The organism is Phenylobacterium sp., from assembly GCF_035475775.1.
Classification (GTDB): domain Bacteria; phylum Pseudomonadota; class Alphaproteobacteria; order Caulobacterales; family Caulobacteraceae; genus Phenylobacterium.
In genome coordinates this window covers 52,538-76,468 of the sequence record NZ_DATIMC010000049.1, presented here as the reverse complement: position 1 = coordinate 76,468, position 23,931 = coordinate 52,538, and the positions used below count along the sequence as shown (strand labels likewise).

At 71.4% G+C, this 23,931-nt stretch carries 21 protein-coding genes; 5 read left to right on the top strand and 16 right to left on the bottom strand.

Going from position 1 to position 23,931, the window contains the following annotated elements; all coding sequences use genetic code 11:
* Positions 1 to 201: 201 nt before the first annotated feature.
* The 5 genes from VLI41_RS06095 to VLI41_RS06075 form a co-directional block, all read right to left on the bottom strand.
* Positions 202 to 1,047, bottom strand: coding sequence for an enoyl-CoA hydratase (locus tag VLI41_RS06095; protein WP_325267169.1), 846 nt, complete (start codon positions 1,045 to 1,047; stop codon positions 202 to 204).
* A 65-nt stretch (positions 1,048 to 1,112) separates the two neighbouring features.
* A complete protein-coding gene (locus tag VLI41_RS06090; RefSeq protein ID WP_325267168.1) occupies positions 1,113 to 2,150 on the bottom strand; it encodes an NADP-dependent oxidoreductase in 1,038 nt (345 codons plus the stop codon).
* Between the two features lie 10 nt (positions 2,151 to 2,160).
* Entirely contained in the window at positions 2,161 to 3,237 is a 1,077-nt protein-coding gene (locus VLI41_RS06085) for an acyl-CoA dehydrogenase family protein (RefSeq protein WP_325267167.1), read from the bottom strand.
* A gap of 3 nt (positions 3,238 to 3,240) precedes the next feature.
* Entirely contained in the window at positions 3,241 to 4,419 is a 1,179-nt protein-coding gene (locus tag VLI41_RS06080) for an acyl-CoA dehydrogenase family protein (protein WP_325267166.1), read from the bottom strand.
* A gap of 73 nt (positions 4,420 to 4,492) precedes the next feature.
* Complete coding sequence (locus VLI41_RS06075) at positions 4,493 to 4,828, bottom strand: hypothetical protein (RefSeq protein WP_325267165.1); 336 nt, start codon at positions 4,826 to 4,828, stop codon at positions 4,493 to 4,495.
* Positions 4,829 to 4,970: 142 nt separating this feature from the next.
* On the opposite strand from VLI41_RS06075, the gene VLI41_RS06070 reads away from it, so the two are divergent.
* On the top strand, positions 4,971 to 6,290 hold the full coding sequence (locus tag VLI41_RS06070; RefSeq protein ID WP_325267164.1) for a sorbosone dehydrogenase family protein: 1,320 nt from the start codon (positions 4,971 to 4,973) through the stop codon (positions 6,288 to 6,290).
* A 7-nt stretch (positions 6,291 to 6,297) separates the two neighbouring features.
* Here the strand turns inward: VLI41_RS06070 and VLI41_RS06065 are convergent, their stop codons facing one another.
* Positions 6,298 to 7,593, bottom strand: coding sequence for a cytochrome P450 (locus tag VLI41_RS06065; protein ID WP_325267163.1), 1,296 nt, complete (start codon positions 7,591 to 7,593; stop codon positions 6,298 to 6,300).
* A gap of 163 nt (positions 7,594 to 7,756) precedes the next feature.
* Here VLI41_RS06065 and VLI41_RS06060 point away from each other — a divergent pair, with 163 nt between their 5' ends.
* Complete coding sequence (locus tag VLI41_RS06060; protein WP_325267162.1) at positions 7,757 to 8,809, top strand: hypothetical protein; 1,053 nt, start codon at positions 7,757 to 7,759, stop codon at positions 8,807 to 8,809.
* Between the two features lie 79 nt (positions 8,810 to 8,888).
* Here the strand turns inward: VLI41_RS06060 and VLI41_RS06055 are convergent, their stop codons facing one another.
* Together VLI41_RS06055 and VLI41_RS06050 are read right to left on the bottom strand one after the other, a co-directional pair.
* Positions 8,889 to 9,839: an MBL fold metallo-hydrolase gene (locus tag VLI41_RS06055; RefSeq protein WP_325267161.1), complete on the bottom strand. Its 951-nt coding sequence runs from the start codon at positions 9,837 to 9,839 to the stop codon at positions 8,889 to 8,891.
* Positions 9,840 to 10,109: 270 nt separating this feature from the next.
* A complete protein-coding gene (locus tag VLI41_RS06050; protein ID WP_325267160.1) occupies positions 10,110 to 10,658 on the bottom strand; it encodes an ATP-binding protein in 549 nt (182 codons plus the stop codon).
* Positions 10,659 to 10,988: 330 nt separating this feature from the next.
* Here VLI41_RS06050 and VLI41_RS06045 point away from each other — a divergent pair, with 330 nt between their 5' ends.
* Positions 10,989 to 13,400 (top strand): penicillin acylase family protein, encoded by a 2,412-nt coding sequence (locus VLI41_RS06045; RefSeq protein WP_325267159.1) that lies wholly within the window; start codon positions 10,989 to 10,991, stop codon positions 13,398 to 13,400.
* 246 nt (positions 13,401 to 13,646) lie between these two features.
* Positions 13,647 to 14,243, top strand: coding sequence for a metalloregulator ArsR/SmtB family transcription factor (locus tag VLI41_RS06040; protein ID WP_325267158.1), 597 nt, complete (start codon positions 13,647 to 13,649; stop codon positions 14,241 to 14,243).
* Positions 14,244 to 14,258: 15 nt separating this feature from the next.
* On the opposite strand, the gene VLI41_RS06035 is transcribed toward VLI41_RS06040, so the two are convergent.
* Entirely contained in the window at positions 14,259 to 15,299 is a 1,041-nt protein-coding gene (locus VLI41_RS06035; RefSeq protein ID WP_325267157.1) for an MBL fold metallo-hydrolase, read from the bottom strand.
* A gap of 79 nt (positions 15,300 to 15,378) precedes the next feature.
* On the opposite strand from VLI41_RS06035, the gene VLI41_RS06030 reads away from it, so the two are divergent.
* Positions 15,379 to 16,026 (top strand): 2-hydroxychromene-2-carboxylate isomerase, encoded by a 648-nt coding sequence (locus tag VLI41_RS06030; protein WP_325267156.1) that lies wholly within the window; start codon positions 15,379 to 15,381, stop codon positions 16,024 to 16,026.
* On the opposite strand, the gene VLI41_RS06025 is transcribed toward VLI41_RS06030, so the two are convergent.
* The 7 genes from VLI41_RS06025 to VLI41_RS05995 form a co-directional block, all read right to left on the bottom strand.
* Positions 16,023 to 16,715 carry an SDR family NAD(P)-dependent oxidoreductase gene (locus VLI41_RS06025; RefSeq protein ID WP_325267155.1) on the bottom strand — a complete coding sequence of 231 codons (693 nt, stop codon included), beginning with the start codon at positions 16,713 to 16,715 and terminating at the stop codon, positions 16,023 to 16,025. The genes VLI41_RS06030 and VLI41_RS06025 overlap by 4 nt on opposite strands.
* A gap of 160 nt (positions 16,716 to 16,875) precedes the next feature.
* On the bottom strand, positions 16,876 to 18,048 hold the full coding sequence (locus tag VLI41_RS06020; protein ID WP_325267154.1) for an acetyl-CoA C-acetyltransferase: 1,173 nt from the start codon (positions 18,046 to 18,048) through the stop codon (positions 16,876 to 16,878).
* Between the two features lie 81 nt (positions 18,049 to 18,129).
* A complete protein-coding gene (locus tag VLI41_RS06015) occupies positions 18,130 to 18,624 on the bottom strand; it encodes a GAF domain-containing protein (RefSeq protein ID WP_325267153.1) in 495 nt (164 codons plus the stop codon).
* Between the two features lie 30 nt (positions 18,625 to 18,654).
* Positions 18,655 to 19,185: a DUF6886 family protein gene (locus VLI41_RS06010; RefSeq protein WP_325267152.1), complete on the bottom strand. Its 531-nt coding sequence runs from the start codon at positions 19,183 to 19,185 to the stop codon at positions 18,655 to 18,657.
* Positions 19,186 to 19,246: 61 nt separating this feature from the next.
* Positions 19,247 to 21,037 (bottom strand): ATP-binding protein, encoded by a 1,791-nt coding sequence (locus tag VLI41_RS06005; protein ID WP_325267151.1) that lies wholly within the window; start codon positions 21,035 to 21,037, stop codon positions 19,247 to 19,249.
* 85 nt (positions 21,038 to 21,122) lie between these two features.
* Positions 21,123 to 22,286 carry an acyl-CoA dehydrogenase family protein gene (locus VLI41_RS06000; RefSeq protein WP_325267150.1) on the bottom strand — a complete coding sequence of 388 codons (1,164 nt, stop codon included), beginning with the start codon at positions 22,284 to 22,286 and terminating at the stop codon, positions 21,123 to 21,125.
* A gap of 45 nt (positions 22,287 to 22,331) precedes the next feature.
* A complete protein-coding gene (locus VLI41_RS05995; protein WP_325267149.1) occupies positions 22,332 to 23,852 on the bottom strand; it encodes an amidase in 1,521 nt (506 codons plus the stop codon).
* Positions 23,853 to 23,931: the final 79 nt, after the last annotated feature.

Here is a 23,931-nt window from a genome sequence, read left to right as displayed (position 1 = left end):
GAAGTGTGGGCCTATTGCCTGATGCCCAACCACGTTCATTTGATCCTGGCGCCCCGGACCGCCGACGGGCTCGGGCGGGCCGTGGGAGAGGCTCACCGTCGCTACACCAACTTCGTGAATGCGCGCGGGCGCTGGACCGGAGCCGAGGGGCCGGATTTGCCGCTATAGGTACCGTGTCGACGTATTCTGACGCGGTGTGGTTCAGGGACCTGAAGATCCGGCCCCTGAAGTAGCCGCCCGGGCGCCGCCCGGATCGGGCCATGCCGGCTCGCGCCGCGCCAGCAGCGCGCCGATGCCCTCGGAGGCGTCGGCGGCCAGGAAGTTGCGGGCCATGACCGCGCCGGCCGCCGCGTAGGCCTCGTCGAGCGGCAGGGCGGCCTGCCTGTGGAACAGCGGCTTGCCGAACGCGATCGCCTCGGGCGAGCGGCTGGCGATGCGCCGGGCGAGCGCGCCCGCCTCGAGGAGCGCCTGGCCGGGCGCGGTCACCCGGTTCACCAGCCCGATCCGCTCGGCCCGCGCCGCATCGATCGGCTCGCCGGTCAGCAGCATCTCCATGGCGTGCTTCGGCGCGAGGGTGCGGGTGAGCGCCACCATCGGGGTCGAGCAGAACAGGCCCAGGTTGACGCCGGGCGTGCAGAACCGGGCGTCGGCGCCGGCCACCGCCAGGTCGCAGCTCGCCACCAGCTGGCAGCCCGCGGCGGTCGCGAATCCCTCCACCGCGGCGATCACCGGCCGCGGCAGGCGCACGATCGCGGTCATCACCGCCGTGCAGCGCGCCATCAGCGCCTCGACCCAGGCGCGTCCGCCGTCCGGGTCGTTGCGGTGGGCCTCCATCTCCTTGAGATGATGGCCGGACGAGAACACCGGTCCCTCGGCCGCGAGCACCACGGCGCGCACCCCGGGATCGGCCGCGATGGCGGCGAGCTCGGCCGAGAGCGCCTGCAGCATGGCTTCCGAGAGGCTGTTGCGGGAGCGTTCGTCGCAGAGGGTGAGGGTCGCGACCCCGGCCTCGTCGCGACGTATCAGCAGGCCGGCGCTTTCGGTCATGGGAACCTCGCGATGCCGATCGATCCGGCTCAGCCTAGCACGCGCGGCCCGCTCGGCGATCCGGCTCAGCGGGTCGGGTCCTCGCCCACCTGCACCAGCATCTTGCCGAAGTTGCCGCCGCGCAGCATCTCGGCGAACGCCGATGGCACGGTCTCGAAGCCGTGGCGGATGTCCTCCAGGTACTTGATCTGGCCCGCCGCGACCCACTCGGCCATCCGGCGAAGGCACTCGTCCTGGTGCTCGGCCACCCAGTCGCCGACGAAAAGGTCCCGGACGGTGACATGGCGCGCCTTGAAGATCGGATCGCCGCGCCGCATCAGCTCGGCGCGCGCGTCGTGGCCCGGCGCATCGCCGTAGTGGGCGATCAGCCCGCAGATGGTCATCCGGGCGCCTTCGTTGAACAGCGGCAGCACCGCCTCGAACACCGCCCCGCCGACGTTCTCGAAATAGACGTCGACGCCGTCCGGGCAGGCGGCGCGCAGCGCCTGCGCCATCTGCGGGTCGAGGTGCGAGGCGCAGGCGTCGAAGCCGAGCTCGTCGGTGACGAAGCGGACCTTCTCCTCGCGGCCGGCGATCCCCACCACCCGCGCGCCGCGCAGCCTGGCGAGCTGGCCCGCGATCTGGCCGACGCCGCCGGAGGCCGCCGAGACCACCGCCGTCTCCCCGGGCTTGGGATCGCCCAGCAGCAGCATGCCGGCGTAGGCCGTGAGCCCCAGCATCCCCAGCACGCCCACGGCGTAGGAGATGCGGCCGAGCCCCGGATCGAGCTTGCGCGGGACCATGTAGCCCGGACGCGGCACGCCTTCGCCCATCAGGGCGTACTCGGCCCAGCCGTTGGTGTTGAACACGAAGTCGCCCGGCGCGTAGCCCGCCATCCGGCTCTCGACCACCTGGGCGACGGTGCGCGCGTGGCAGGGCAGGCCGGGCTTGTCGACGCCGCGGCGCTTGTAGCCCCATTGGTAGGGATCCAGTGAGACGTAGATCGTCCGCGTCAGCGCCTGCCCCTCGGCGGGCTTCGGAAGCTCCGCCTCGCGCACTTCGAAGGTGTCCGGCTCGGGCCAGGGCGGGACCGGCTTGTCGGCGAGCGTCCAGTATCGGTACATCGGCGGCATCCTACGCGCCCACCAGCCCCTGGGCGCGGGCGGCGATCTCGCGCACCCGCTCCGGCCCGCCGAGCAGCTGGCGGTTCTGGCCGATCCGCTTGAACCAGTAGTGCAGGCCCAGGAGGTCGGTCATGCCGATGCCGCCGTGCACCTCGGTGGACGTGCGCGCGACGAAGCGGCCGATCTCGGAGAGGTGCGCCTTGGCGTGGGCGGCCAAGACGGTGGACTCCTCCGGCGCGTGGTCGAAGGCGTAGGCGGCGTACCAGACCAGCGCGCGGGCCGGCTCCAGCTCGGCCGCCATCTCGGCGCACAGGTGCTTCACCGCCTGGAACGAGCCGATCACCCGGCCGAACTGGCGCCGCTCCTTGGCGTAGGCCACCGCCTTGTCGAGCATGGCCTGGCCGGCGCCCAGCGTCTCGGCGGCGAGGATCACCCAGGCGGCGTCGCGCAGCCGCTCGAGCGCCGAGTTGGAGGCGAGCGGCGTCGCCGGCGTGTCGCGGAACTCGATCTCCGACAGCCGGCGCGTGGCGTCGATGGAATCCATCGGCGTCGCCTTGGGCGGCGTTTCGACCAGATGCAGGCCGCCCCTGCGGTCGGCGACGATGAGCAGGTCGGCCGCCAGCCCGTCGAGCACGAACAGCGCCTTGCCGCTGAGCTTGCCGTCGGCGGCCTCGATTCCCGCGCCGTCGCGCGATCCGGCGACCGCCTCGGCGATCGCCACGCCGGCCAGCGCTTCGCCGGACGCCAGCTTCGGCAGCCACTTCGCCTTCTGCGCCTCCGAGCCGGCCAGCGTGAGCGCAAGCGGCGCCAGCACGGCGGTCCCCAGGAACGGGCTCGGCGCCACGGCCGCGCCCAGCGCCTCGGCCGCCAGCGCCGCCTCCAGCAGGCCAAGCCCCAGCCCGCCATAGGCCTCGGGGATCAGCAGGCCGGGCAGGCCGAGCTCGGCGAGGCCCGCCCAGAGGTCGGGCGCGGTCGCCTCGCGCCGGTCGGCGAAGCGGCGCACGCGCTCCAGCGGCGAGAGGGCGGCGAGCGCCTTGCCCACGCTGTCGACGAGCAGCTTCTGGTCTTCGGAGAGCGCGAACCGCATGGCTCAGACCTTGGCCGGGCTGGGCTCGCGCGGCAGCCCCAGCCCGCGCTCGGCGATGATGTTCTTCTGGATCTGCGCCGTGCCGCCGCCGATGATCAGCCCCAGGTCGAACATGTAGCTCCGCTGCCAGGTCCCCTTGGCCCTGAGGTGCGGCCCGTCGTGGTAGAGGATGCCGAGCTCGCCCAGGGCATCGATCGCCAGCGCCGCGATCTGGTGGTTGAGCTCGCAGCCCTGCAGCTTGACGACGAGGCCCGCCAGCCCCGCCGGCTCGCCGGTGATGGCGCTGGTCAGGAGACGCAGGCCGTTGAACCGCATGGCGAAGACGCGCGCCTGCAGCTGCATCAGCCGGTCGCGGAAGACCGGGTTGTCGACGATCCGCTCGCCGCCGACGCGCTCGGTCTTCATCAGCTCGATGAGCTGCCCCAGCCTGGCCTCCGTGGCGTTGGGGTCGCCCAGCATGCCGCGCTCGTGCTTCAGCGTGGTGTTGGCCACGAACCAGCCGCGCCCGCGGCCGCCGACGACGTTCGCCTGCGGCACGCGCACGTCGGTGAAGAACACCTCGTTGAACTCGGCCTGGCCGGTCATGGTCTTCAGCGGCCGGACCTCGATGCCGGGCGCATCCATCGGGATCAGCACGTAGCTGATCCCCTCGTGCTTGGCGGCCTCGGGCTCCGTGCGCACCAGGCAGAACATCATCTGGGCGAGGTGGGCGGTGCTGGTCCAGATCTTCGATCCGGAAATCACGAAGTCGTCGCCGTCCTCGACCGCCTTGGTCGAGAGCGAGGCGAGGTCGGAGCCCGCGCCCGGCTCGGAATAGCCCTGGCACCAGATGATCTCGCCGCGCAGGGTGGGCGCGATCCAGCGCCGCTTCTGTTCTTCCGAGCCCACCTCGAGCAGGGTCGGCGCCAGCATGGAGATGCCCTGGCCGGCCATGCCGCGCGGGGCGTTCGCGGCGATGAATTCTTCCGCGATGATCCGCGCCTTCAGCACGTCGGGCTCGGCGCCGTAGCCGCCGTATTCCTTCGGGATCGTGCGCGCCGCATAGCCCGCCTCGATCAGCCGCCTCTGCCAGGCGCGCGCGTCCTTCGGCTGGCCGGCTTCGTACTCCGCGCGATGGGCTATCAGGAAGGCGCGCACCTCCTCGCGGAAGTCGGCCATCTCGGGCGTCAGCGTCAGGTCCATGGGCGCGATCGATCCTCCCGCTCCAGCACAGCGGGTTTCGTGCGCCTGCGCAACGGCGCCCTGGCGTCAGGCCTCAGCGGTGGTGGTCGTGGTCGAAGTCGTGGTGGCGGTCGAAGCGCGTGTCGCCGAAACGCCGCGAGCCCGCGTCGAACCGGTGGCGGAAATGGTGGCGCCTGTCGGCGATGAACGGGCCTCCGGCGCGACGGCTGAAGAAGAAGACATCGTTCGGGCCCCAGTAGCCGCTGGCGTAGGGGCCGTAGAAGCCATCGTAGTACACGTCGCCCGCATAGTAGGAGCTGTAGCCCGGGTAGCCGTAGTCGTTATAGCCGTAGCCGTTGTAGCCATAGTAATCGTCGGCGCAGGCCGAAAGCGCGAAGGCGGAACAGACCGCCAGGAACATCATCTTCATCGGCGTCCTCCAAGACGCACGTCGTCCCTGTCTTGCAGAAACGGATCGGCGCCTCGGCAGGTTGCCCGGTGCGGGGCGGTTCGACTTGGCGTTTCGCAGAGCGGCGCTATGGTCGCGCGGCCCAGACGTCGAGGAAGCTCGCATGCGCCGTCACCTGATCGCCGCCGCCGCGGTTCTCGCCCTTGCGGGCTGCCAGAAGGCGGGCTCGCCCGACCCGCTCGCGGGCTTCGGACCCAATCCGCCGCTGCCGCAGCCGCAGACCGGCATCCTGCCGCAGTTCGACGCCCCCAAGGCGGTCGGCTGGCCGAAGGGCGCCGCGCCCAAGGCGCCGCCGGGCTTCACAGTCGCCCGGTTCGCCCAGGGCCTCGATCATCCGCGCTGGGCCTATGTGCTGCCGAACGGCGACGTGCTGGTCTCGGAATCCGCCTCCACGCCGCCCAGCCCGCAGGACCACACCCTGCACGGCCCCGAGGCCTGGCTCGCCAAGCTGGTGCTGAAGCGGGTGGGCGCCGCCTCGGCCCCCAGCGGCAACCGCATCGTCCTGCTGCGTGACGCCGACGGCGACGGGCTCGCCGAGACCCGGACGGTCTTCGCGCAAGGCCTGAAGCGGCCGTTCGGCATGGCGCTGGTCGGAAATACGCTCTACGTGGCCAACGACGATAGCGTGGTGAAATTCCCCTACCAGCCCGGCGCGACCTCGGTGCAAGGCGCCGGCGAAAAGGTGCTCGATCTGCCGGGCGGGCCGATCAACCACCACTGGACCAAGAACATCGTCGCCTCGCGCGACGGGACCAGGCTCTACGCCTCGGTCGGCTCCAACTCCAACGTCGGCGACAACGGCGTCGCGGCCGAGCAGGGCCGGGCGGCGATCTGGGAATACGACATCGCCTCCGGCGCCCACCGGGTGTTCGCCTCGGGGCTGCGCAATCCGGTGGGCATGGCCTTCGAGCCCGTCACCGGCCAGCTCTGGACGGCGGTCAACGAGCGCGACGAGATCGGCCCCGACCTGCCGCCGGACTACATGACCAGCGTCAAGGACGGCGGCTTCTACGGCTGGCCCTACAGCTACTACGGCCAGCACGTCGACAAGCGCGCCAGGCCGCCGCGCCCGGACCTCGTCGCCAAGGCCATCCCGCCGGATTATGCGCTGGGGCCGCACACCGCCTCGCTCGGGCTGGTCTTCTACACGGCCGACGCCTTCCCGCCGGCCTACCGCGGCGGGGCCTTCGTGGGCCAGCACGGCTCGTGGAACCGCAAGCCGCTGAACGGCTACCGCGTGGTCTTCGTGCCCTTCCAGGGCGGCAGGCCGCAGGTCCCGGCGCAGGTGTTCCTCTCGGGCTTCCTCGACGCCCAGCAGCAGATCCAGGGCCGCCCGGTCGGCGTCGCGGTCGACAAGACCGGCGCGCTGCTGGTGGTCGACGACGTCGGCGGCATCGTCTGGCGCGTGGCGCCGGCGAAATAGCCTCAGCTCACGCCCGCGCCGGAATCCGCACCATCAGCTTGCGGTAGGCGCGCAGGAAGCAGGACTTCACGCGCACCGGCTCCTCGACGATCTCGATGACCGGGAAGCGCTTCAGGATCTCCTCCCAGACGATCTTCAGCTGCATCTCGGCCAGCCGCATGCCGACGCAGCGGTGGATGCCGAAGCCGAACGAGACGTGATGGCGCGGGCGTTCGCGGTCGACGATGAACGCCTCGGGGTTGTCGATCGCGGTCTCGTCGCGGTTGCCCGAGACGTACCACATGACCACCTTGTCGCCCGCCTTGATGGTCTTGCCGCCGAGCTGGACGTCGGCCTTGGCGGTGCGGCGCATGTGCGCCACCGGCGTCTGCCAGCGGATGATCTCCGGGATGGCGCTGTCCAGCAGCGCCGGGTTGGCGCGCAGCCTGGCGAGCTGGTCCGGGTTCTCGGTGAAGGCGATCAGGCCGCCGGTGATCGAGTTCCGGGTCGTGTCGTTGCCGCCGACGATCAAGAGCAGGATGTTGCCCAGGAACTCCATCAGCGGCATGTCCCTGGTCGCCTCGCCGTGCGCCAGCAGGGAGATCAGGTCGTTGGCCGGCGGGGCGTTCGCCCGCTGGTCCCATAGGGTCTTGAAGTAGAAGGCGCAGGCCATCAGCTCGGCCCGTCCCTGGTCGACGGTCATGGCGCCGCCCGGGAACATCTCGCGGATCGCCTGCGAGTAGGTCTCCGGATCGTCGGTGTCGGTGGTCGCCAGGTCCGACCAGTAGGTGAGCTTGCGCCGCTCCTCGAACGGGAAGTCGAACAGCGTCGCCAGCATCTGGGTGGTGAGCTCGACGGAGACCCGGTTCACCCAGTCGAACGGCTCGCCGATCGGCAGCTCGTCGAGGATCTTGGCGGCGCGCTGGCGGATCAGCGGGGCGAAGTTGGCCAGGTTCTCCGACGAGACGATCGGCTGGATCACCTTGCGCTGCTCGTCGTGCTTGGGCGGGTCCATGGCGATGAACATCGGCATCTGGAAGTCGTCGCCCGGCACGGGGTCGAAGATGCCGATCGCCTTCTCGGAGGAGAACGCCTGGTGGTTGGTCTCGACGGCGACGATGTCGTCGAACCTGGTGATCGACCAATAGGGGCCGAACTCGCTCTCCGCGCAGTAATGGACGGGGTCCTCGCGCCTGAGCCGCTCGAAGAACGGCCAGATGGTGTTGCTGACGAAGCGGTCCTGCCGGCTGACGTCGATCTTGTCGATCGGCGTCGAATAGGCTTCGGCGCGCGCGGCGTCGAAGGTGGCGGCGTCGTCGGCCATGGCCGGGCCCTCTTCTTTTTCAGCTCGGATGGGAGGGTGAGCCCCGCCCGCCTGCTCTGGCAAGGGGCAAGGCGGCCGAACCTGACGCCGGCGTCACGTTGACGGCGCTCATCGGCAGGATCACGCTTGCGCCATCGCGGATCACCGCGCAGGAGACTTTGCCATGGCCAAGCTGCGCTACACCCGGGACGAGTTGATCGCGAGCCACGACTTCGCCCGGCCGCACGAGGCGGCGGGCTATCGGCTGCACGGCGGCTTCGACGCGGACGGCGCCTATGTCTCGCCGCGGGTGAGAAACCGCTGGCCGGCGGTGGAGGCCTGGAGCGCGGCGCTCGAGGCGCGCGGCTGGCCGCTGCTGGATGCGACCACCAGCCTGCTCGAGCTGCCCGCCTATCCCAACGTCGAGCAGGAGCGGCTGCTGCTGGGCGCCGGTTTCGGCCAGTTCCTCTGGAACTCGCTCACCGTCACCGGCGTGATCGAGGCGCGCGGCAAGCAGCTCGCGCTGTTCGAGGCGCCCGACATGCAGCAGATCGTGGTCGACGATGTCGCCGACGCCGCGCTCGGCCATCTCGGCAAGGGCCTCTTCGAGGCGCACGGCTGGGACGAAGGCGGCGGCGACGCCCGCACGCCCGAGCTCGGCGCGCACGACCAGATGTGGTTCGCGGTCCGCGACACCGTGTTCGGCAAGGACGCCTATCCCCTGCCGGAGGTGCCGGAGAACATCTCCCGCCCGGAGGCCGCCGGCCGCGAGCTCGCCGATCTGCCGCCCGGCTTCGAGGCGCTCATCAAGATGCTGATGAACGTGCTCTTGATCGAGGTGCGCGCCGAGAGCTTCTTCGCCTTCTGCTGCGCGGTGTTCCGCGATCCGGCGAACTTCACCGACCGCCGCGCCGCGGCCGAGCAGGCCGCCCAGATCGTCGAGCGCATCCGCCAGGACGAGCAGAGCCACGTGGCCTATCTGCGCGTGGCGCTCTCCGAGCTGCGCAGCTTCACGTTGAAGACAGTGAGCGGCGGAAGAAAGCCCGGCGCCGAGATCCTCGACCCGCTCTGGACCCAGATGGTCGAGTGGCACGGCCGCCGCGAACGCGAGCTCGCCCGCGAGCGCACCCGCGCCGAGATCGCCCGCCAGGTGAGCGCCAGGCTGGGCGAGGCGAGGGGCCGCGCCTTCCTCAGCGAGTTCGACGCGCTGGGCGAAGGGGCCGCGGTCGCCGCATAACCACCAGATTCATCCGATCCGTCATGGCCGGCACAAGCCCGGCCATCACGGTCGGAAGTAGGGGCCGCTCGCTCCCCGCTCACAGCGGCAGCGACAGCATCGGGCGTCCGACCACGATCCGGCCCGCGAAGTGCGCCCCGGCGGCGGCCGCCCACTGGGCCGGCGTCACCGCGGCGTCGTCGCCCGGCACGAAGTGGTTGAGCACCAGGGTCTTCACGCCGGCCGCGGCGGCGATGCGGCCCGCGTCCCCGGCCGAGGTGTGGTGGCTGAGGATGCTTTGCTCGAGCCGCGAGGCGTTGGGGCGCCGGGCGGCGAGCCGTCCGACGGCGGCGGGGAACATCGCCTCGTGCACCAGGTAGTCGGCGCCGCGCGCGAACTCCGCCAGCGCGGGCAGGTAGGAGGTGTCGCCGGAGAACACGACCGTCTTGCCGCCGAGCCGGAACTTCAGGGCGTAGCTCTCGGCGAGCGGCGGGTGATGATTGCGCAGCGCCGAGACCGCGAGGTCGCCTTCGCGCATCACCTCGCCCTGCGTGAACTCGTGGGCGCGGACCAGCTTTCGGAGGTCCGGCCGCCCCTCGTCGGCGATGCGCGCCGCCAGATCGATCCGGTTGGACCGCCAGTAGGCGGCGAGCAGCTCGGCCAGGCCCCGCGGCCCATAGACGTCGACCGGATCGGCGACCCCGTCCGCCCAGGCGTTGTAGAGCAGCGGCCCGAGCTCGAGGTTATGGTCGGAGTGGTGGTGCGTGATGAACACCCGCCGCAGGGCCCGCAACGGAATGCCGGCCTCGATCAGCTTCAGCGTCACGCCATAGCCGGCGTCCACCACCAGCGGCGCGCCGCCGAATACGATCACGCTGGCCGAGGGCGTCTGGGCATAGCCGTCCACCAGCGGCCCGCCGCGCACGCCCAGCAGCACCAGCCGGTCTTGCCCCGGCGCCCGCGGCCGGGCGCGCGCCCTCTGCGGCGCGAACAGCCCCGCGACGCCCGCGCCGGCCAGCATCAGCACGCCCCGTCGCGTCAGATCATTCATATGGGCCCTGCCGCCGCGTTCCCCCTCCTCCTCGATGGAGGAGGGGCAGGGGTGTAGTCGCTGAGACGCCGAGAAGGACCAAGTGGCGCCGGCGTCTCGCGTGCGCTTCCGGGGAGCCAATGACCTCACCACCATCCCCTGCTCCTTCCTCCATCGAAGAGGAAGGGGTTCGAACCAGCCCGCGAGCCCTACGGCCGCGATCCGCTCGGCCCAGGTCGGTCAGCAGGCGAGCCGCGGCTCAGCGAGGCCGGCGGCCGCACCGCCGTCGAGCTATCGCACCGCCTCAGGCTGCGCCGCCGCTGGGGCGGCGGTCCCGCCGTCGTCGCCGACGCTCAGCACCGCGCCCTCCAGCTCGGCCGGCTCGGGGGGCTCGTAGATCGCCTCGAGCCTCTCGAACATCTCCGGCGTCACCTCCATGACGAAGGTCTCGCCCTTGGCGGCGTTGCGGCCGGCGACGCGGGCGCGGCGGACCTCCTGCGGCGCGTCGACGAAGTGCCACTGCAGCGGCAGGCCCTTGGACTCGGCCATCTGGCGGATGCGCTCGCGGTCGGCCCGCCGCATCGCGCCGATGTCGAGGACCACCGAGGTCCCGGCGGCGAGCACCGCCTCGGCGGTGGACCAGATCAGCGCGTTGCAGCGGCCGAGGCGCTCCAGCATCCAGGCGAACTCGATGGGACCCTTGAGGTCGGGGCCGAACAGGCGCGCGCCCCACTCGTCGAGGACGAAGGGGACCGCGCCCTCGCGGCGGGCCAACGCCTGGGCGTAGGTGGTCTTGCCCGCGGCGCAGGGTCCGAAGACGACGTTGAGCGTAGCTGGCATGGCGCTCGCCTCCTCCCGTGAAGCTCAGGGCGCCGCGGCGATCAGGCTCCCCCCTCGACGCGTGCAACGGCTGAGCTCGATCCTCGTTCCCGACGCGCTTCCTCGATGCCCGGCCGAAGGTCCGAGAGCATCCCACGGCGGAAGCTTCCCTCCTCCTCGATGGAGGAGGGGCAGGGGTGGTGGTGTGGCGTCTGAGGTGACGGGCTGGCGACGTTCGGCGCCTGCGCCTCCACAGCGCCCTGGTGAGCGCACTGCCCGCACCCTCATCCCCTGCCCCTTCCTCCATCGAGGAGGAAGGGGTTCTATGGGCGCCGGCAGGGGGGGAACATCATGCGTATGACCTGGGCGGTTGCGGCGGCTTTGCTCTCCTTTGCGGCCACCGCCGCCCACGCCCAGCTCCCCGCCGCCGCCAGGCGCGAGGCGTGGCCGGTAACCGGGCTCCAGCAGCCCGCGCAGATCATCGTCGACCGCTGGGGAATCTCGCACATCTATGCGGGCTCGGTGCGCGACGCCTTCTTCCTGCAGGGCTACAACGCCGCCCGCGACCGGCTCTGGCAGATCGACCTGTGGCGCAAGCGGGGGCTGGGGCGGCTCTCCGCCAGCTTCGGGCCGGCCTATGTCGCCCAGGACCGCGCGGCGCGGCTCCTCCTCTACCGCGGCGACATGGCCAGGGAGTGGGCGGCCTATGCGCCGGGCGCGAGGGATGCGGTCACGGCCTGGGTGGACGGCGTCGACGCCTATGTCGCCGAGGTGCGCGCCGGCGCCAAGCCGCTGCCGATCGAGTTCAGGCTGACCGCCAGCCGGCCGGAGACCTGGGCGCCCGACGACATCCTGCGCATCCGCAGCCACACCCTGGTCGGCAACGTCACCTCCGAGGTCGCCCGCGCCCAGGTGGTCTGCGCTGGCGGCGTGGAAGCCGACCGGCTGCGGCGCAAGATCGAGCCCACGTCGCACAAGCTCGCGGTCCCCGAGGGCCTGAATCCCTGCGACATCCCCGCCGACGTGCTGCAGGACTATATCCTGGGGACGGAGCCGGTGAGCTTCGAGCCGCTCGCCGGACGCAAGACCGCCGCCCTCGATCCCCGCGCCCAGCTCGCCCAGCGGATCGACGCCACCTCCGGCGAAGGCTCCAACAACTGGACGATCTCCGGCGCGCGCACCGCCAGCGGCCGGCCGATCCTGGCCAACGATCCGCACCGGGCGGTGGGCGTGCCCTCGCTCCGCTATATCGTCCACATGGAGGCGCCGGGGCTGTCGATCGAAGGCGCCGGCGAGCCGGCGCTGCCCGGCGTCTCGCTCGGCCACAACGCCGATGTCGCCTTCGGCCTGACCATCTTCCCGATCGATCAGGAGGACCTCTACGTCTACGAGATCAATCCGGCCGGCGACGCCTACCGCTACAAGGGCGGCTGGGAGCCGATGAAGGTGGTCCGCGAGGCCATCGAGGTGAAGGGCGAGGCGCCGCGCGAGGTCGAGCTGCGCTACACCCGCCACGGCCCGGTGCTGAAGATCGATCCGGCCAGGCGCCGCGCCTTCGCCCTGCGCACCGTGTGGAACGAGCCCGGGGCGGAGGGCTACTTCCAGAGCTCGCGCCTCTGGCGGGCCAAGTCCTGGGCCGATTTCGAGGGCGGCCGCGACGCCTGGGGCACGCCGCCGCTCAACCTGGTCTACGCCGACCGCACGGGCGTGATCGGCTGGTCGGCCGCGGGGCTGACGCCGGTGCGGCCGAACTGGGACGGGCTGATGCCGGTGCCGGGCGACGGCCGCTACGAGTGGGCGGGCTTCCTGCCGGGCGCCGAGCTGCCGTGGCTGAAGAACCCGGCCAAGGGCTGGTTCGCCACCGCCAACGCCATGAACCTGCCGAAGGGCTACCCCGACGAGCAGCGCAAGGTCTCCTTCGAGTGGAGCGATCCCTCGCGGATCACCCGTATCGAGGAGGTGCTCGCCGCCGAGCCGAAGGGCACGATCGCCCAGTCCACGGCGCTGCAGACCGACACCGTGAGCGCCGAGTCCCGGCGGCTCCGGGCGCTGCTTCGCGCCGACATGGGGCAGACGCCGCCGGCCGAACAGGGCTCGAACCTGGCGAAGGCCATCAAGCTGCTGGAGGCCTGGAACGGCGACGAGCGGACCGACAGCGCGCCCGCGGCGATCTACGAGGTCTGGGTCTCCGGCTACCTCGGCAAGGGCGCAGCGGCGATGTATGCGCCTCGGCCGGCGCGCGACCTGATCGGGTCGGGCAGCCTTGACGCGGTGATCGGCTTCCTGGAATCGGGCGAGGCCGGCCCCAGGCGCAAGCTGTTGCTGCTCGCCACGCTCGGCGCCGCGGTCCAGGAGCTCGAGCAGCGTCTCGGCCCGGACATGTCGACCTGGACCTGGGGGCGGCTGCATCGGGCGGAGTTCCAGAACCCGGCCGGCGTGCTGGCGGATCGGGAGACCGCCGCGCGGATGGCGGTCGGGCCGGTGGCGGTTCCGGGCTCGGCCTCGACGCCGCGCGCGGCGACCTACCGTCCCGAGCTCTTCACCCAGGTCGCCGGCGCCTCGGTGCGCATGGTCCTCGACGTCGGCCAGTGGGACAACTCCATGGTGGTCAACACGCCCGGCCAGTCGGGCGACCCGGCGAACCCGCACTACCGCGACCTTTTCGCGCCCTGGGCCGCGGGCGACTACGTGCCGCTCCGCTACACCCGCCCCGCCGTCGAGGCCGCCGCCGAGACCGTCCTCGACCTCACCCCGAAGCGCTGAGGCCGCAACGCGGCGCGCGGATGCGCAATGTTTCCGCGCTGTTCGTTGGCGTCCGGCGGCTCTTGCGCTATACGGAACAGATCGAGAACTTATCTGCTCTTTGTCAAGTGAATCAAGGCCCAAATCAGCGCCCCGGTTCGCGATGAAATGCGCACATGTCCCACCCTATTGTCGGCGATCGGGTGAGGTCCGGTTGCACATCGAGAGATGGATGTCTAATTAGACAGGCATCTAAGGAATCTGACCGTGCCCGACCCCGACCTCTCGCCGCTGCTCGCCTTCTTCAAGGCCATGGCCAATGAAAGCCGCCTGCGCATCGTGGGCCTGCTCGCCCAGCAGGAGCGCACCGTCCAGGAGCTCGCCGAGATCCTGCGGCTGAAGGAGCCCACCGTCTCGCATCACCTGGCCGTCCTGAAGGCGCTCGGCCTCGTCGAGGTCCGGCCGCAAGGCGTGATGCGCTGGCATGCGCTGAAGCCCGGCGCGCTCGCGCAGATGAACCGCAGGCTGCTGGACCAGGAGCCCGCCGCCATGGCCCCGGAGGCCAACTGGGAGGAGCGGGTGTTCGCGGCCTTCGTCGACGCCGAGGGGCGGCTGAAATCGATCCCGGCCAGCCGCCGCAAGCGCTGGGTGATCCTGAAGTGGCTCGCCAACCGCTTCGAGCCCGGCCGCCGCTATCCGGAAGCCGAGGTCAACGAAGTCCTGCAGCGGCGGCACTGGGACAGCGCCACCCTGCGCCGCGAACTGATCGGCCACCGGATGATGGCCCGCGAGGCCGGCGTCTACTGGCGGCTGCCGGAGGCCGAGTGGCGCAGCTACGCCGACCAGAAGCCGACCGCCGCCTAGCCTCGGCGCCAGTCCTCAGAAGTGGCCGAAGACGATCGCCTCGCTGCCGGCCGGCAGGTCGATGGTCATGCCGTCGGAGCCGAGCCGCCAGTCCAGCGGGGCGCCCGCGTCCATGCCGCGCGTGAACGCCTCGGGCGTGAAGAACGGCAGGCCCGACTGCGTCAGGTGGTACAGGACGAGCCGCTTCGCGCCGGCCATCCGCGCGATCTCCGCCGCCTCCACCGGCGTGGTGTGGTAGCTCAGGGTGTCGGTCATCAGCGAGCTCATCCGCGCGGCGCCGGCGGCGGCCAGCAGCTTGGCGAGCTGGCGCGTCATCTCGGCGTTCTGCGCCTCGTGGATCAGCACGTCGGCGCCCTTGGCGGCCTCCGCCAGCGGCGGCCACCTGCGGGTGTCGCCGCTGATCACCACCGAGCGGCCCTTATAGTCGAAGCGGTAGGCGAAGGCGGGCTCGACCGGCTCGTGCGCCACCTTGATCGCGGTGACCGTCAGCGGCCCGTCGCGCAGCGCGACAGCGGTGGCGAGCCCGCTCGCCGAGGGTTTCGGCATGGCGATCGGCCGCGCCGCCAGCTGGCCGGCCGCGAGGTCGAACCTGAAGCCGCCGTGCTCGTGGTGCGCCTTGCGGAAGCCGTGGTCCGGCGCGTAGGCGAGGTTGAAGCCTTGGGCGACCTTCTCCACCCCCGCCGGCCCGATCAGCGGCAGGGCGGCCGGGCGTCCGGCCACCCAGCTCTGCAGGTTGAACTCGCCGACCTCGCCGATGTGGTCGGAGTGCAGGTGGGTGAGGAACAGGGCCCGGGCGCGGTCGAGCGGCAGCCGCCAGAGCATCAGGTTCTCGGTGGCCTCCGGGCCGATGTCGACGATGTAGAGCCCTTGCGGCGTCTCGACCGCCACGCAGGCCTTGGCCCGGCCGCGGACCGCCAGCGGCCCCGAGGTGCCGCAGAGGATCACCCGCAGGCCGTCTATGGCCGGCGGCGCGGCTGCGATCTGAGCCGCGGCCGGGCCGGTCAGGCCGAGCGCCAGACACGCGCCGAGCATGGCTCGGAACACCATCTTGAGCATCTTCGCCTCTCCCGCTGATCGCCTGTCTCGGCCATTGTCATGGCCAAGGTTGCGCGCCGCCAGGAAAGAGCTCCCCAAAATGACGCTGAGCTACGACCTCTACTGGTCCTTCCGCTCGCCCTACTCCTACCTGATCGCGCCGCGGCTGCTGGCGCTGGAGGCCGAGCACGACGTCGTCTGCGAGGTGCGGCCGGTCTATCCGCTGGCGGTGCGCACGCCGGAGTTCTTCGACAACCGCGATCCGCTCTGGGGGCCCTACCTGGTTCGCGACGTGCACCGCGAAGCCGCCTACCTCGGCCTGCCGTTCCGCTGGCCGAGGCCCGATCCGGTGCAGCAGTCGGGCGGCAGCTACCGCATCGCCCAGCCCTATATCCACCGGCTGACCCATTTGGGCGTGGCCGCCGCCGAGCGCGGGCGGGGGCTGCCGTTCCTGCGCGAGCTCAGCCATACGCTGTGGAGCGGCGAGGTCGACGATTGGCACCAGGGCGACCACCTCGCGAAGGCCGCGGCGCGCGCCGGCCTCGAGTTCGCCGAGCTCGCCGCGGCGGTGGACGCCGATCCCGCCCGCTACGCCGCGATCGTCGAGGCGAGCCAGGCGGCCCAGCGCAAGGCCGGCCACTGGGGCGTGCCGATGATGGTGTTCGGAGGCGAGCCGTTCTTCGGCCAGGACCGCTTCGACCAGCTCGTCTGGCGCATGCGCCAGCAAGGCCTGGCCCGCCGCGCCTAGACCCGGCCGGTCACCGGCAACAGGGCGCCGGTCACCGCGCGGGCCTCCTCCGAGGCCAGGAACAGCATCACGGCGGCGAGGTCGGCCGGCGCGACCCAGGTCGAGGCGTCGGCCTTCGGCATCTCGGCGCGGTTGGCCGGGGTGTCGATGATCGAAGGCAAGACCGCGTTCACCGTCACGCCATCGGCCTTGAGCTCCTCGGCGAGCGCTTGGGTGAGGGCGTGGACGCCGGCCTTGGAGGCGGCGTAGGGGCCCATGCCGAGCGCGGCCTTCAGCGCGGCGTTGGCCCCGACGTTGACGATGCGGCCGGCCGCCGAGCGCTTCAGGTGCGGGATCGCCGCGCGGCTGGCGTTCTCCGCCGTCTGCACGTTGAGCAGGAACAGCCGCTTCCAGGTCTCGCCCGTCGCGCCCTCCACCTTCTCCCAGGAGAAGCCGCCGGCGATGTTGAGCAGGGCGTCCACACCGCCGAAGCGCTCCGCCGCCGCCTCGATGGCCGCGCCCGCCTGGTTGGCGTCGGTCAGGTCGACGCCGCCGATGTGCAAGGCGTTGTCGCCCGCCGGGACCGTGCTGCAGGCGTGCTGGGCGTGGTCGATGAGCGCGAGGCGCGCCCCCCGCTCTTCGGCCGCCCTGGCGACGGCGCCGCCGAGCACGCCGGCGGCTCCGGTGATGGCGTAGATGCGGCTGGGCATCTCTTCCCCTCCAACCGTCATGGCCGGGCTTGTCCCGGCCACCCAGATGCGCCGGCGTCCGGACAAGGAAATGCCGGCGGCGCCATCGCGACTCCGCCGGCATCCTCAGCGCTTCCGGGTCCCCGGGACAAGCCCGGGATGACGCTCCGAAGGTGGAAGCTTACAGCGCCTCGACGATGGTGACGTTGGCCAGGCCGCCGCCTTCGCACATGGTCTGCAGACCGTACTTCTTGCCGCGCTTCTTCAGCGCGTAGAGCAGGGTGGTCATCAGCTTCGTGCCCGAGGCGCCCAGCGGGTGGCCGAGCGCGATGGCCCCGCCGTTGACGTTCATCCGCTCCGGATCGGCGCCCAGCGTCTGCAGCCAGGCCACCGGCACCGAGGCGAACGCCTCGTTGACCTCGAAGACGTCGATGTCGTCGACGCTCATGCCGGCCTTCTTCAGCGCCCGCTCGGTGGCCGGCAACGGAGCCTCCAGCATGATCACCGGGTCGTGGCCGATCACCGACAGGTGGTGGATGCGGGCCATGGGTTCGAGATTGAACTCCTTCAGCGCCTGCTCGGAGACGATCATCACGCCCGAGGCGCCGTCGCAGATCTGGCTGGAGGTGGCCGCGGTGATCCGGCCGCCCTCGCGCAGCAGCTTGACCCCCTTCATGCCCTCCAGGCTGACGTCGAAGCGGATGCCCTCGTCGACGTCGTGGCGCACCACGTTGCCTTCGGCGTCCTTGCCGTCGACGGCCACGATCTCGTCCTTGAAGGCGCCGCCCTGGGTGGCCGCGATCGCCCGCTGGTGCGAGCGGTAGCCGAACTCGTCCAGCTGGTCCTTGGTGAGTTTGTACTTCTCCGCCATCATCTCGGCGCCCATGAACTGGCTGAACTGGATGTGCGGGTAGCGCTCCTCCATGCGCGGGCTCTTCGGCTGGCCGAAGCCCTCCTTCGCGGGCAGGGCGACCGACAGGCCCATGGGCACCCGGGTCATGCTCTCGACGCCCGCGGCGATCACCACGTCCATGGTGCCGCTCATCACCGCCTGGGCGGCGAACTGCAGGGCCTGCTGCGAGGAGCCGCACTGGCGGTCCACCGAGGTCGCCGGCACGCTCTCGGGCAGCTTCGAGGCCAGCACCGCGTTGCGCGCCACGTTGGTCGCCTGCTCGCCGACCTGCATGACGCAGCCCATCACCACGTCCTCGACCCGGCTCGGGTCGACGCCGGTGCGCTCGATCAGCTCGTTCAGCACCACCGCGCCCAGGTCGGCGGGATGCCATTCGCGAAGACGTCCGCCCTTGCGGCCGCCGGCGGTGCGGGTGGCGGCGACGATATAGGCCTCGGCCATGATGAACTCCTTGATCCTTCGGGGGCGCGTCCCGGCGCGTGGGCACGGTTCTAGAAAGGCGCCGTTGGGGAAGACAACGGCTCAACCAAACGCTTGTTTTAGGATGCGCTCAAGCCCCTCGGCGTCCGTTTGGTCGAAGCTCGCCGGCCGCTCGGAATCCACGTCCAGCACCGCGATCAGCCGCCCCGACCGGTCGCGCACCGGAACCACGATCTCGCTCTTGGCGCGCGCGTCGCAGGCGATGTGGCCGGGGAACGCCGCGACGTCCGCCACGATCTGGGTCTCGCCCGTCGCCGCCGCCGTCCCGCAGACGCCGCGGCCGAAGGCGATCCGCAGGCAGCCCAGCGTGCCCTGGTAGGGTCCCACCACCAGCTCGCCGGGCCTGTCCGGATCGACGACGTAGAAGCCGGTCCAGAAGTAGGCCTCGAAGGTGGCCGCGAGCATGGAGGCGACCGTCGCCATCCGCGCCACGAGGTTCGGCTCGCCCTCCAGCACGGCGGCGATCTCCTCGGCGACGACCGCGTAGCGCGCCGGCTTGTCGCCCTCGATCGTCCTGTCGTTGAACGCCTCGGCCATGGGCTCCGATGTAGTCGCCCAGGCGGTTCGCTACCAGCCGGCGGCGTTCCGTAGCCGGATGCCGCTGGCGTGCAGGCTGGTCTCCCAGAGGCCCCGCAAGGGCGTGAGGCTCGGCATCGCGCGAAGCTCCACGTCCAGCGCCGCCAGCGCGCCGGGAATGTCGAAGATCACCTCCATGGCCGAGGGTTCCACGGCCGAGCGCGAAATCCACATGCCGGCGTCGTGCAGGTCCTCGAAGGCGGCGGCCGGCAGTTCGTAGCGGCAGATCGAGGCCGTGCGCACCCGCTCCAGCCAGGCCTGTTCGATATGGGCGATGATGCGGTCGCTACGCTCGCCGCGCCAGGGGCCGAGGTCCTCGTCCCTGGTCTCGGGGGTCTGCCAGATCAGGATGCGCGGACAGTCGCGCGGGAACAGGTACATGGCCTGATGCGGCTCGTCGATCGCCCAGACCAAGGGCCCGTTCAGCCACTCGCGCCCAGGCGGCCGCTCGGAGGGGATCGAGACCGGCCGCGGCTCGAAGCGCGTGATCTCCGGATCGTGGCTGAAATGGAAGAGCCGCATGGCGCGGCGAAACTCAGCGCGCGCGCTGCGGCGCGTCAACGGGGCTCCCGGCGATCAGCCTCTAGGCGGCTCCGGCGGCGGCGGCGGCCTCGTCGCCGTCCTCATCCTGCCGCACCACGTCGCAGAGCGTCTGGAAGAGGTCGGCGGCGGCGATCGGCTTGGCCACGTGGCCGTCCATGCCGGCCGCCAGGTACTGCTCGATCTGGTGCGACATGGCGTTGGCGGTCAGCGCGACGATCGGTGTCCGCCGGCGCCCCTTGCGGGCTTCCAGCTCGCGGATCTGGGCCGTCGCGGTCAAGCCGTCCATGACCGGCATCTGGACGTCCATGAGGACGATGTCCCATTCGCCGTTGGCCCAGGCCTCGACCGCGGCCTCGCCGTTCTCGACGACGGTCGGCTCGACGCCCAGCTGGTGCAGCATGGTCTTCAGCACCAGCTGGTTGACCTGATTGTCCTCGGCCGCCAGCACCCGCAGCCGCATCGGCTGCAGCTCCGGCGGCGGGGCGGGGGCGAGCTCCGGCGGCCCCTTCTCCTCGCCGATCCAGGGCAGCGGCAGGCGCACGAGGAATTTCGAACCTTCGCCGAGTCTGCTCTCCACGGCGATGTCGCCGCCCATCAGCTGGGCGAGCTCGTGGCAGATGGCCAGCCCCAGGCCGGTGCCGCCGAACCGGCGGGTGGTCGAGGAATCCAGCTGATCGAACTTCTGGAACAGGCGGACCAGGTTCTCCGGCGAGATGCCGACGCCGGTGTCGGCGACCGCGATCTCCAGCATGTCGCCCTGGCGCGCCGCGGTGACGCGGATCTCCCCCTGGTCGGTGAACTTCAGGGCGTTCGAGATCAGGTTGTAGAGGATCTGCCGCACGCGGGTCGGATCGCCCATGTAGCGGCCGCGCGCCTGGCCGATGTCCAGGGCGAAGGAAAGCCCCTTCTTGTTGGCCAAGGCGGTGAAGGCGGAGTAGGCGCCCTGGGCCAGGTCCGCCAGATCGAACTCGATGGTCTCGAGCTCCAGCTTGCCGGCTTCGATCTTGGAAAGGTCGAGGACGTCGTTGAGGATGGCGAGAAGCGCCTCGCCCGAGCGATGGATGACCAGGAGCCGTTCGCGCTGCACATCGGCGAGCTCGTCGGCGGCCATCGCCTGGGCCATGCCGAGCACCCCGTTCAGCGGCGTGCGGATCTCGTGGCTCATGGTCGCCAGGAAGGCGCTCTTGGCGGCGTTGGCGGCCTCGGCGGCGAGCTCGCCCTCGCGGGCCTGCTGGCGGGCGGCGCGCAGGGCGCTGCGCGAGCGATCCAGCATCCGCCGCGCCAGGAAGAAGAAGTTGACCATCGAGGCGACGGCGGCGACCAGGGTCACCGCCGCGGCGGGGCGCCCGCCGCCGCGCATCACCTCGTCCAGGCCCATGTAGCCCATCGCCAGGGCGTAGGGGCTGAGCAACAGGCGGAAGAGGACGATGTCGGCGTAGTACTGCAGAAGCACATAGGCCGCGCCGATGAAGGCGGTGGCGAGCGCGAACAGGCCCGCCACGAGATCGCCGGTGCGCCACATGGCCACGCAAAACCCGGCCTGCAGCACCGTGGCGATGATGCTGTTGATGACGATCGCGGCGACCGGACGCGTGCCGCCTGGACCGGAGTGGCCGGTGAGCCGCAGGCCCACCACCAGGGTGATCCAGACGCCCATGAGCCAGAGCGCGGTCGGGAGCAGCCCCAGATAGAACAGGCCCGCGGCCGCCACGGCCAGGCTGCTGATGAAGCGCGGCATGAGGTTGCGTGCGGAGGCGGCGAACAGGTGCAGGCCCTCGCCGCCGGCTGGCCGTACCGCGGTTGCGCGTGCGCCGTCGGCGACTTGGCTCAACAGCTGCCTCCCCCAGAGATCGTCGCCGTAGCTTGGACCGGCTGTGGTTAACCGTGCGTCAAGGCGCGGGCTCGCGGGCGCTCGCTCAGAACGACTTCGGAAGCTCGAGCACGTGGGTCGCCACGTGGCTGAGGATCAGGTTCGTGGAGATCGGGGCCACCTGATAGAGGCGCGTCTCGCGGAACTTGCGCTCGATGTCGAACTCCTCGGCGAAGCCGAATCCGCCGTGGGTCTGCAGGCACATGTCGGCGGCGCACCAGGAGGCCTCCGAGGCCAGGAGCTTGGCCATGTTGGCCTCGGTCCCGCAGGGCGCGCCCGCCTCGAACAGGGCGGCCGCCTGGTCGACCATCAGGACCGCGGCGCTCGCCTGCACATAGGCCCGGGCGATGGGGAACTGCACGCCCTGGTTCTGCCCGATCGGCCGGCCGAACACCTCCCGCTCCCTGGCGTAGGCGCTGGCCCGGTCGATGAAGAAGCGCGCGTCGCCGATGCATTCGGCGGCGATCAGGATGCGCTCGGCGTTCATGCCGTCGAGGATGTAGCGAAAGCCCTGGCCCGCCTCGCCGATCAGGTTGGCGGCCGGCACGTGGAGGTCCTCGAAGAACAGCTCGGTCGTGGCGTGGTTCAGCATGGTGCGCACCGGCCGGATGGTCAGGCCGTTTCCGACCGCGTCGCGCAGATCGACCAGCAGCACGCTCATGCCGTCCGAGGGCTTGGCCGCCGCGTCCCGCGGCGTGGTGCGGCAGAGCAGGACCATCAGGTCCGAATGCTCGGCCCTGGAGATCCAGAGCTTGCGCCCGGAGACCACGTAGTCGTCGCCCTCGCGCCGCGCGAAGGTGGCGATGCGGGTGGTGTCGGTGCCGGCGTCGGGCTCGGTGACGCCGAACGCCTGCAGGCGCAGCTCGCCGGCGGCGATCTTCGGCAGGTAGGCGTCCTTCTGGGCGGCCGAGCCGTGCCTGAGGATCACGCCCATGGTGTACATCTGGGCGTGGCAGGCCCCGCCGTTGCAGCCCGAGCGGTGGATCTCTTCGAGCACCGCCACCGCGGCGGCGAGGCCGAGGCCCGAGCCGCCATACTCTTCGGGGATCAGCACCGAGAGGAAGCCAGCCTCGGTCAGCGCCTGCACGAAGTCCGTCGGGTAGGCCCGCTCCCGGTCGAGCGCGCGCCAGTAGGGCCCCGGAAAGCGGGCGCAGAGCTTGCGCACCGCCTCGCGGATCTCGGGATAGCTCGGCTCGGCGTCATGGGCCATGGGACGCTCCTCCGCGCGCCTGATAGGCCGCCGCGCCGCCGCTGGCTACGCCGCCCCAGGCGATCGCCGCACGCTGAGCGCATGCACGCCTGGGACGCGCTGCGCCCAGGGCCTGGCCTGCTCGAGCTGATAGGCCAGCTCGAAGAGCATCCGCTCCTGTCCCGCCCGCGCGGCGATCTGGGTCCCGACCGGCAGGCCCGCTTCGGTCCAGTACAGCGGCACGCTGATCGCCGGCGCGCCGGCGATGTTGTGCAGCGGGGTGTAGCCCACGTAATCGATCAGCCGCGGAACCAGGGTCTCGAACGGCACGCTCGGGCCGATCTCCCCCAGCAAGGGCGGAGGCGTCGACAGCACCGGCGAGATCACCACGTCCAGCAGGTGCGCCGGGAACCAGGTGTCGTAGGCGAGCGCGGCGGCTTGCAGGCCCTGGAGGGCCGGGCCAAGGACGCTGGCCGGGGTCTTCCGGAACATCTCCGCCAGACCGAGCGTGAACGGCTCGAACATGGTCTCATCGGGCCGGTGTCCGGCAGCCTTGGCGATCTCCTCGACGGTGCGCGCCGCGTCCGAGGCCCAGAGCAGCAGGAAGTCCTGGATGAAGCGGCCGCCGTCGACCGGCCAGCGCGTCGGCTCCACATGGTGCCCCAGGCTCTCCAGCAGCTTGCCGGCGCCCTCGGTGGCGGCGACCACCTCCGGCGAGGGGCTGTGGCCGCGGCCGTCCTCGACGACCAGGCCGACGCGCAGCTTGCGGCGCACGGGCGTGCTCACCAGGCCCACGGGCGCGTAGCGCGCGCCCGCCGCGGCGTCCTCGGTGAGCGCGAAGACGGCCGCGCTGTCGCGGACGCTGCGCGAGAGCACGTGCTGGACGGCGTAGTCGGTGACCTTGGTGTCGCCGCGCGTGCCGATCATCCGCCCGCGCGAGGGTTTCAGGCCGAACAGGCCGCAATGCGAGGCCGGGATGCGCAGCGAGCCGCCGCCGTCGGTGCCGTGCGCCACCGGCACGACGCCCGAAGCCACCGCCGCGGCCGAGCCGCCCGAGGAGCCGCCCGGCGAGCGCGTCAGGTCCCACGGATTATGGGTCGCCCCGGTCGCCAGCGGCTCGGTGCTGGGCAGCAGGCCGAACTCGGGAGTGGCCGACTTGCCGAGGGTGACCAGGCCCGCCCGGTCGAAGGCGTCGATGTAGGGCTTCTGCTCTGCGGCGGGCGGGCTGGCCGCAAGCGAGCGCGAGCCCGCCCGGGTCGGCAGCCCGCGGTAGTCCTCCAGGTCCTTCACCAGGAACGGCACGCCCCCGAACGGGCCCGCAGGGGCGCCGGCCGCGACCTTGTCGATCGCGCGATCGAAGTCGGAGTTGACGAGGATGTTCAGGACGGGCTGCAACGCCTCGGCCCGCTCGATCGCTGCCTCCACGGCCTCGGCGGCGGTGATCTCCTTGCGGCGGATGCGGGCGGCGGTCTCGGTCGCGTCAGGCCAGGGCGACGCCGGCGCCGCAGCCTTGGGCGCCGCCGTCGCCTGAACGGCGGCCAGCGCCAGGGGCGCGGCGGCCAGGCCGCGCCGGGTGATCTCGCTCATCGGCTCCCCTCGATCCGGCCCAGGCCGGCGGACTCATCGGGCCAGCTTGGCCCTTCCGAGCGCGGTCGCGCAATGGGCT

Excerpts from the sequence above, each read along its gene's own strand:
- VLI41_RS06090 (WP_325267168.1), bottom strand. The coding sequence starts at position 2,150 with ATGTACCGATACTGGACGCTCGCCGACAAGCCGGTCCCGCCCTGGCCC.
- VLI41_RS06035 (WP_325267157.1), bottom strand. The coding sequence starts at position 15,299 with ATGCTCAAGATGGTGTTCCGAGCCATGCTCGGCGCGTGTCTGGCGCTC.
- VLI41_RS06075 (WP_325267165.1), bottom strand. The coding sequence starts at position 4,828 with ATGAAGATGATGTTCCTGGCGGTCTGTTCCGCCTTCGCGCTTTCGGCC.
- VLI41_RS06095 (WP_325267169.1), bottom strand. The coding sequence starts at position 1,047 with ATGACCGAAAGCGCCGGCCTGCTGATACGTCGCGACGAGGCCGGGGTC.
- VLI41_RS06080 (WP_325267166.1), bottom strand. The coding sequence starts at position 4,419 with ATGGACCTGACGCTGACGCCCGAGATGGCCGACTTCCGCGAGGAGGTG.
- VLI41_RS06045 (WP_325267159.1), top strand. The coding sequence starts at position 10,989 with ATGCGTATGACCTGGGCGGTTGCGGCGGCTTTGCTCTCCTTTGCGGCC.
- VLI41_RS06065 (WP_325267163.1), bottom strand. The coding sequence starts at position 7,593 with ATGGCCGACGACGCCGCCACCTTCGACGCCGCGCGCGCCGAAGCCTAT.
- VLI41_RS06025 (WP_325267155.1), bottom strand. The coding sequence starts at position 16,715 with ATGCCCAGCCGCATCTACGCCATCACCGGAGCCGCCGGCGTGCTCGGC.
- VLI41_RS06070 (WP_325267164.1), top strand. The coding sequence starts at position 4,971 with ATGCGCCGTCACCTGATCGCCGCCGCCGCGGTTCTCGCCCTTGCGGGC.
- VLI41_RS06020 (WP_325267154.1), bottom strand. The coding sequence starts at position 18,048 with ATGGCCGAGGCCTATATCGTCGCCGCCACCCGCACCGCCGGCGGCCGC.
- VLI41_RS06050 (WP_325267160.1), bottom strand. The coding sequence starts at position 10,658 with ATGCCAGCTACGCTCAACGTCGTCTTCGGACCCTGCGCCGCGGGCAAG.
- VLI41_RS05995 (WP_325267149.1), bottom strand. The coding sequence starts at position 23,852 with ATGAGCGAGATCACCCGGCGCGGCCTGGCCGCCGCGCCCCTGGCGCTG.
- VLI41_RS06015 (WP_325267153.1), bottom strand. The coding sequence starts at position 18,624 with ATGGCCGAGGCGTTCAACGACAGGACGATCGAGGGCGACAAGCCGGCG.
- VLI41_RS06055 (WP_325267161.1), bottom strand. The coding sequence starts at position 9,839 with ATGAATGATCTGACGCGACGGGGCGTGCTGATGCTGGCCGGCGCGGGC.
- VLI41_RS06085 (WP_325267167.1), bottom strand. The coding sequence starts at position 3,237 with ATGCGGTTCGCGCTCTCCGAAGACCAGAAGCTGCTCGTCGACAGCGTG.
- VLI41_RS06060 (WP_325267162.1), top strand. The coding sequence starts at position 7,757 with ATGGCCAAGCTGCGCTACACCCGGGACGAGTTGATCGCGAGCCACGAC.
- VLI41_RS06010 (WP_325267152.1), bottom strand. The coding sequence starts at position 19,185 with ATGCGGCTCTTCCATTTCAGCCACGATCCGGAGATCACGCGCTTCGAG.
- VLI41_RS06000 (WP_325267150.1), bottom strand. The coding sequence starts at position 22,286 with ATGGCCCATGACGCCGAGCCGAGCTATCCCGAGATCCGCGAGGCGGTG.
- VLI41_RS06030 (WP_325267156.1), top strand. The coding sequence starts at position 15,379 with ATGACGCTGAGCTACGACCTCTACTGGTCCTTCCGCTCGCCCTACTCC.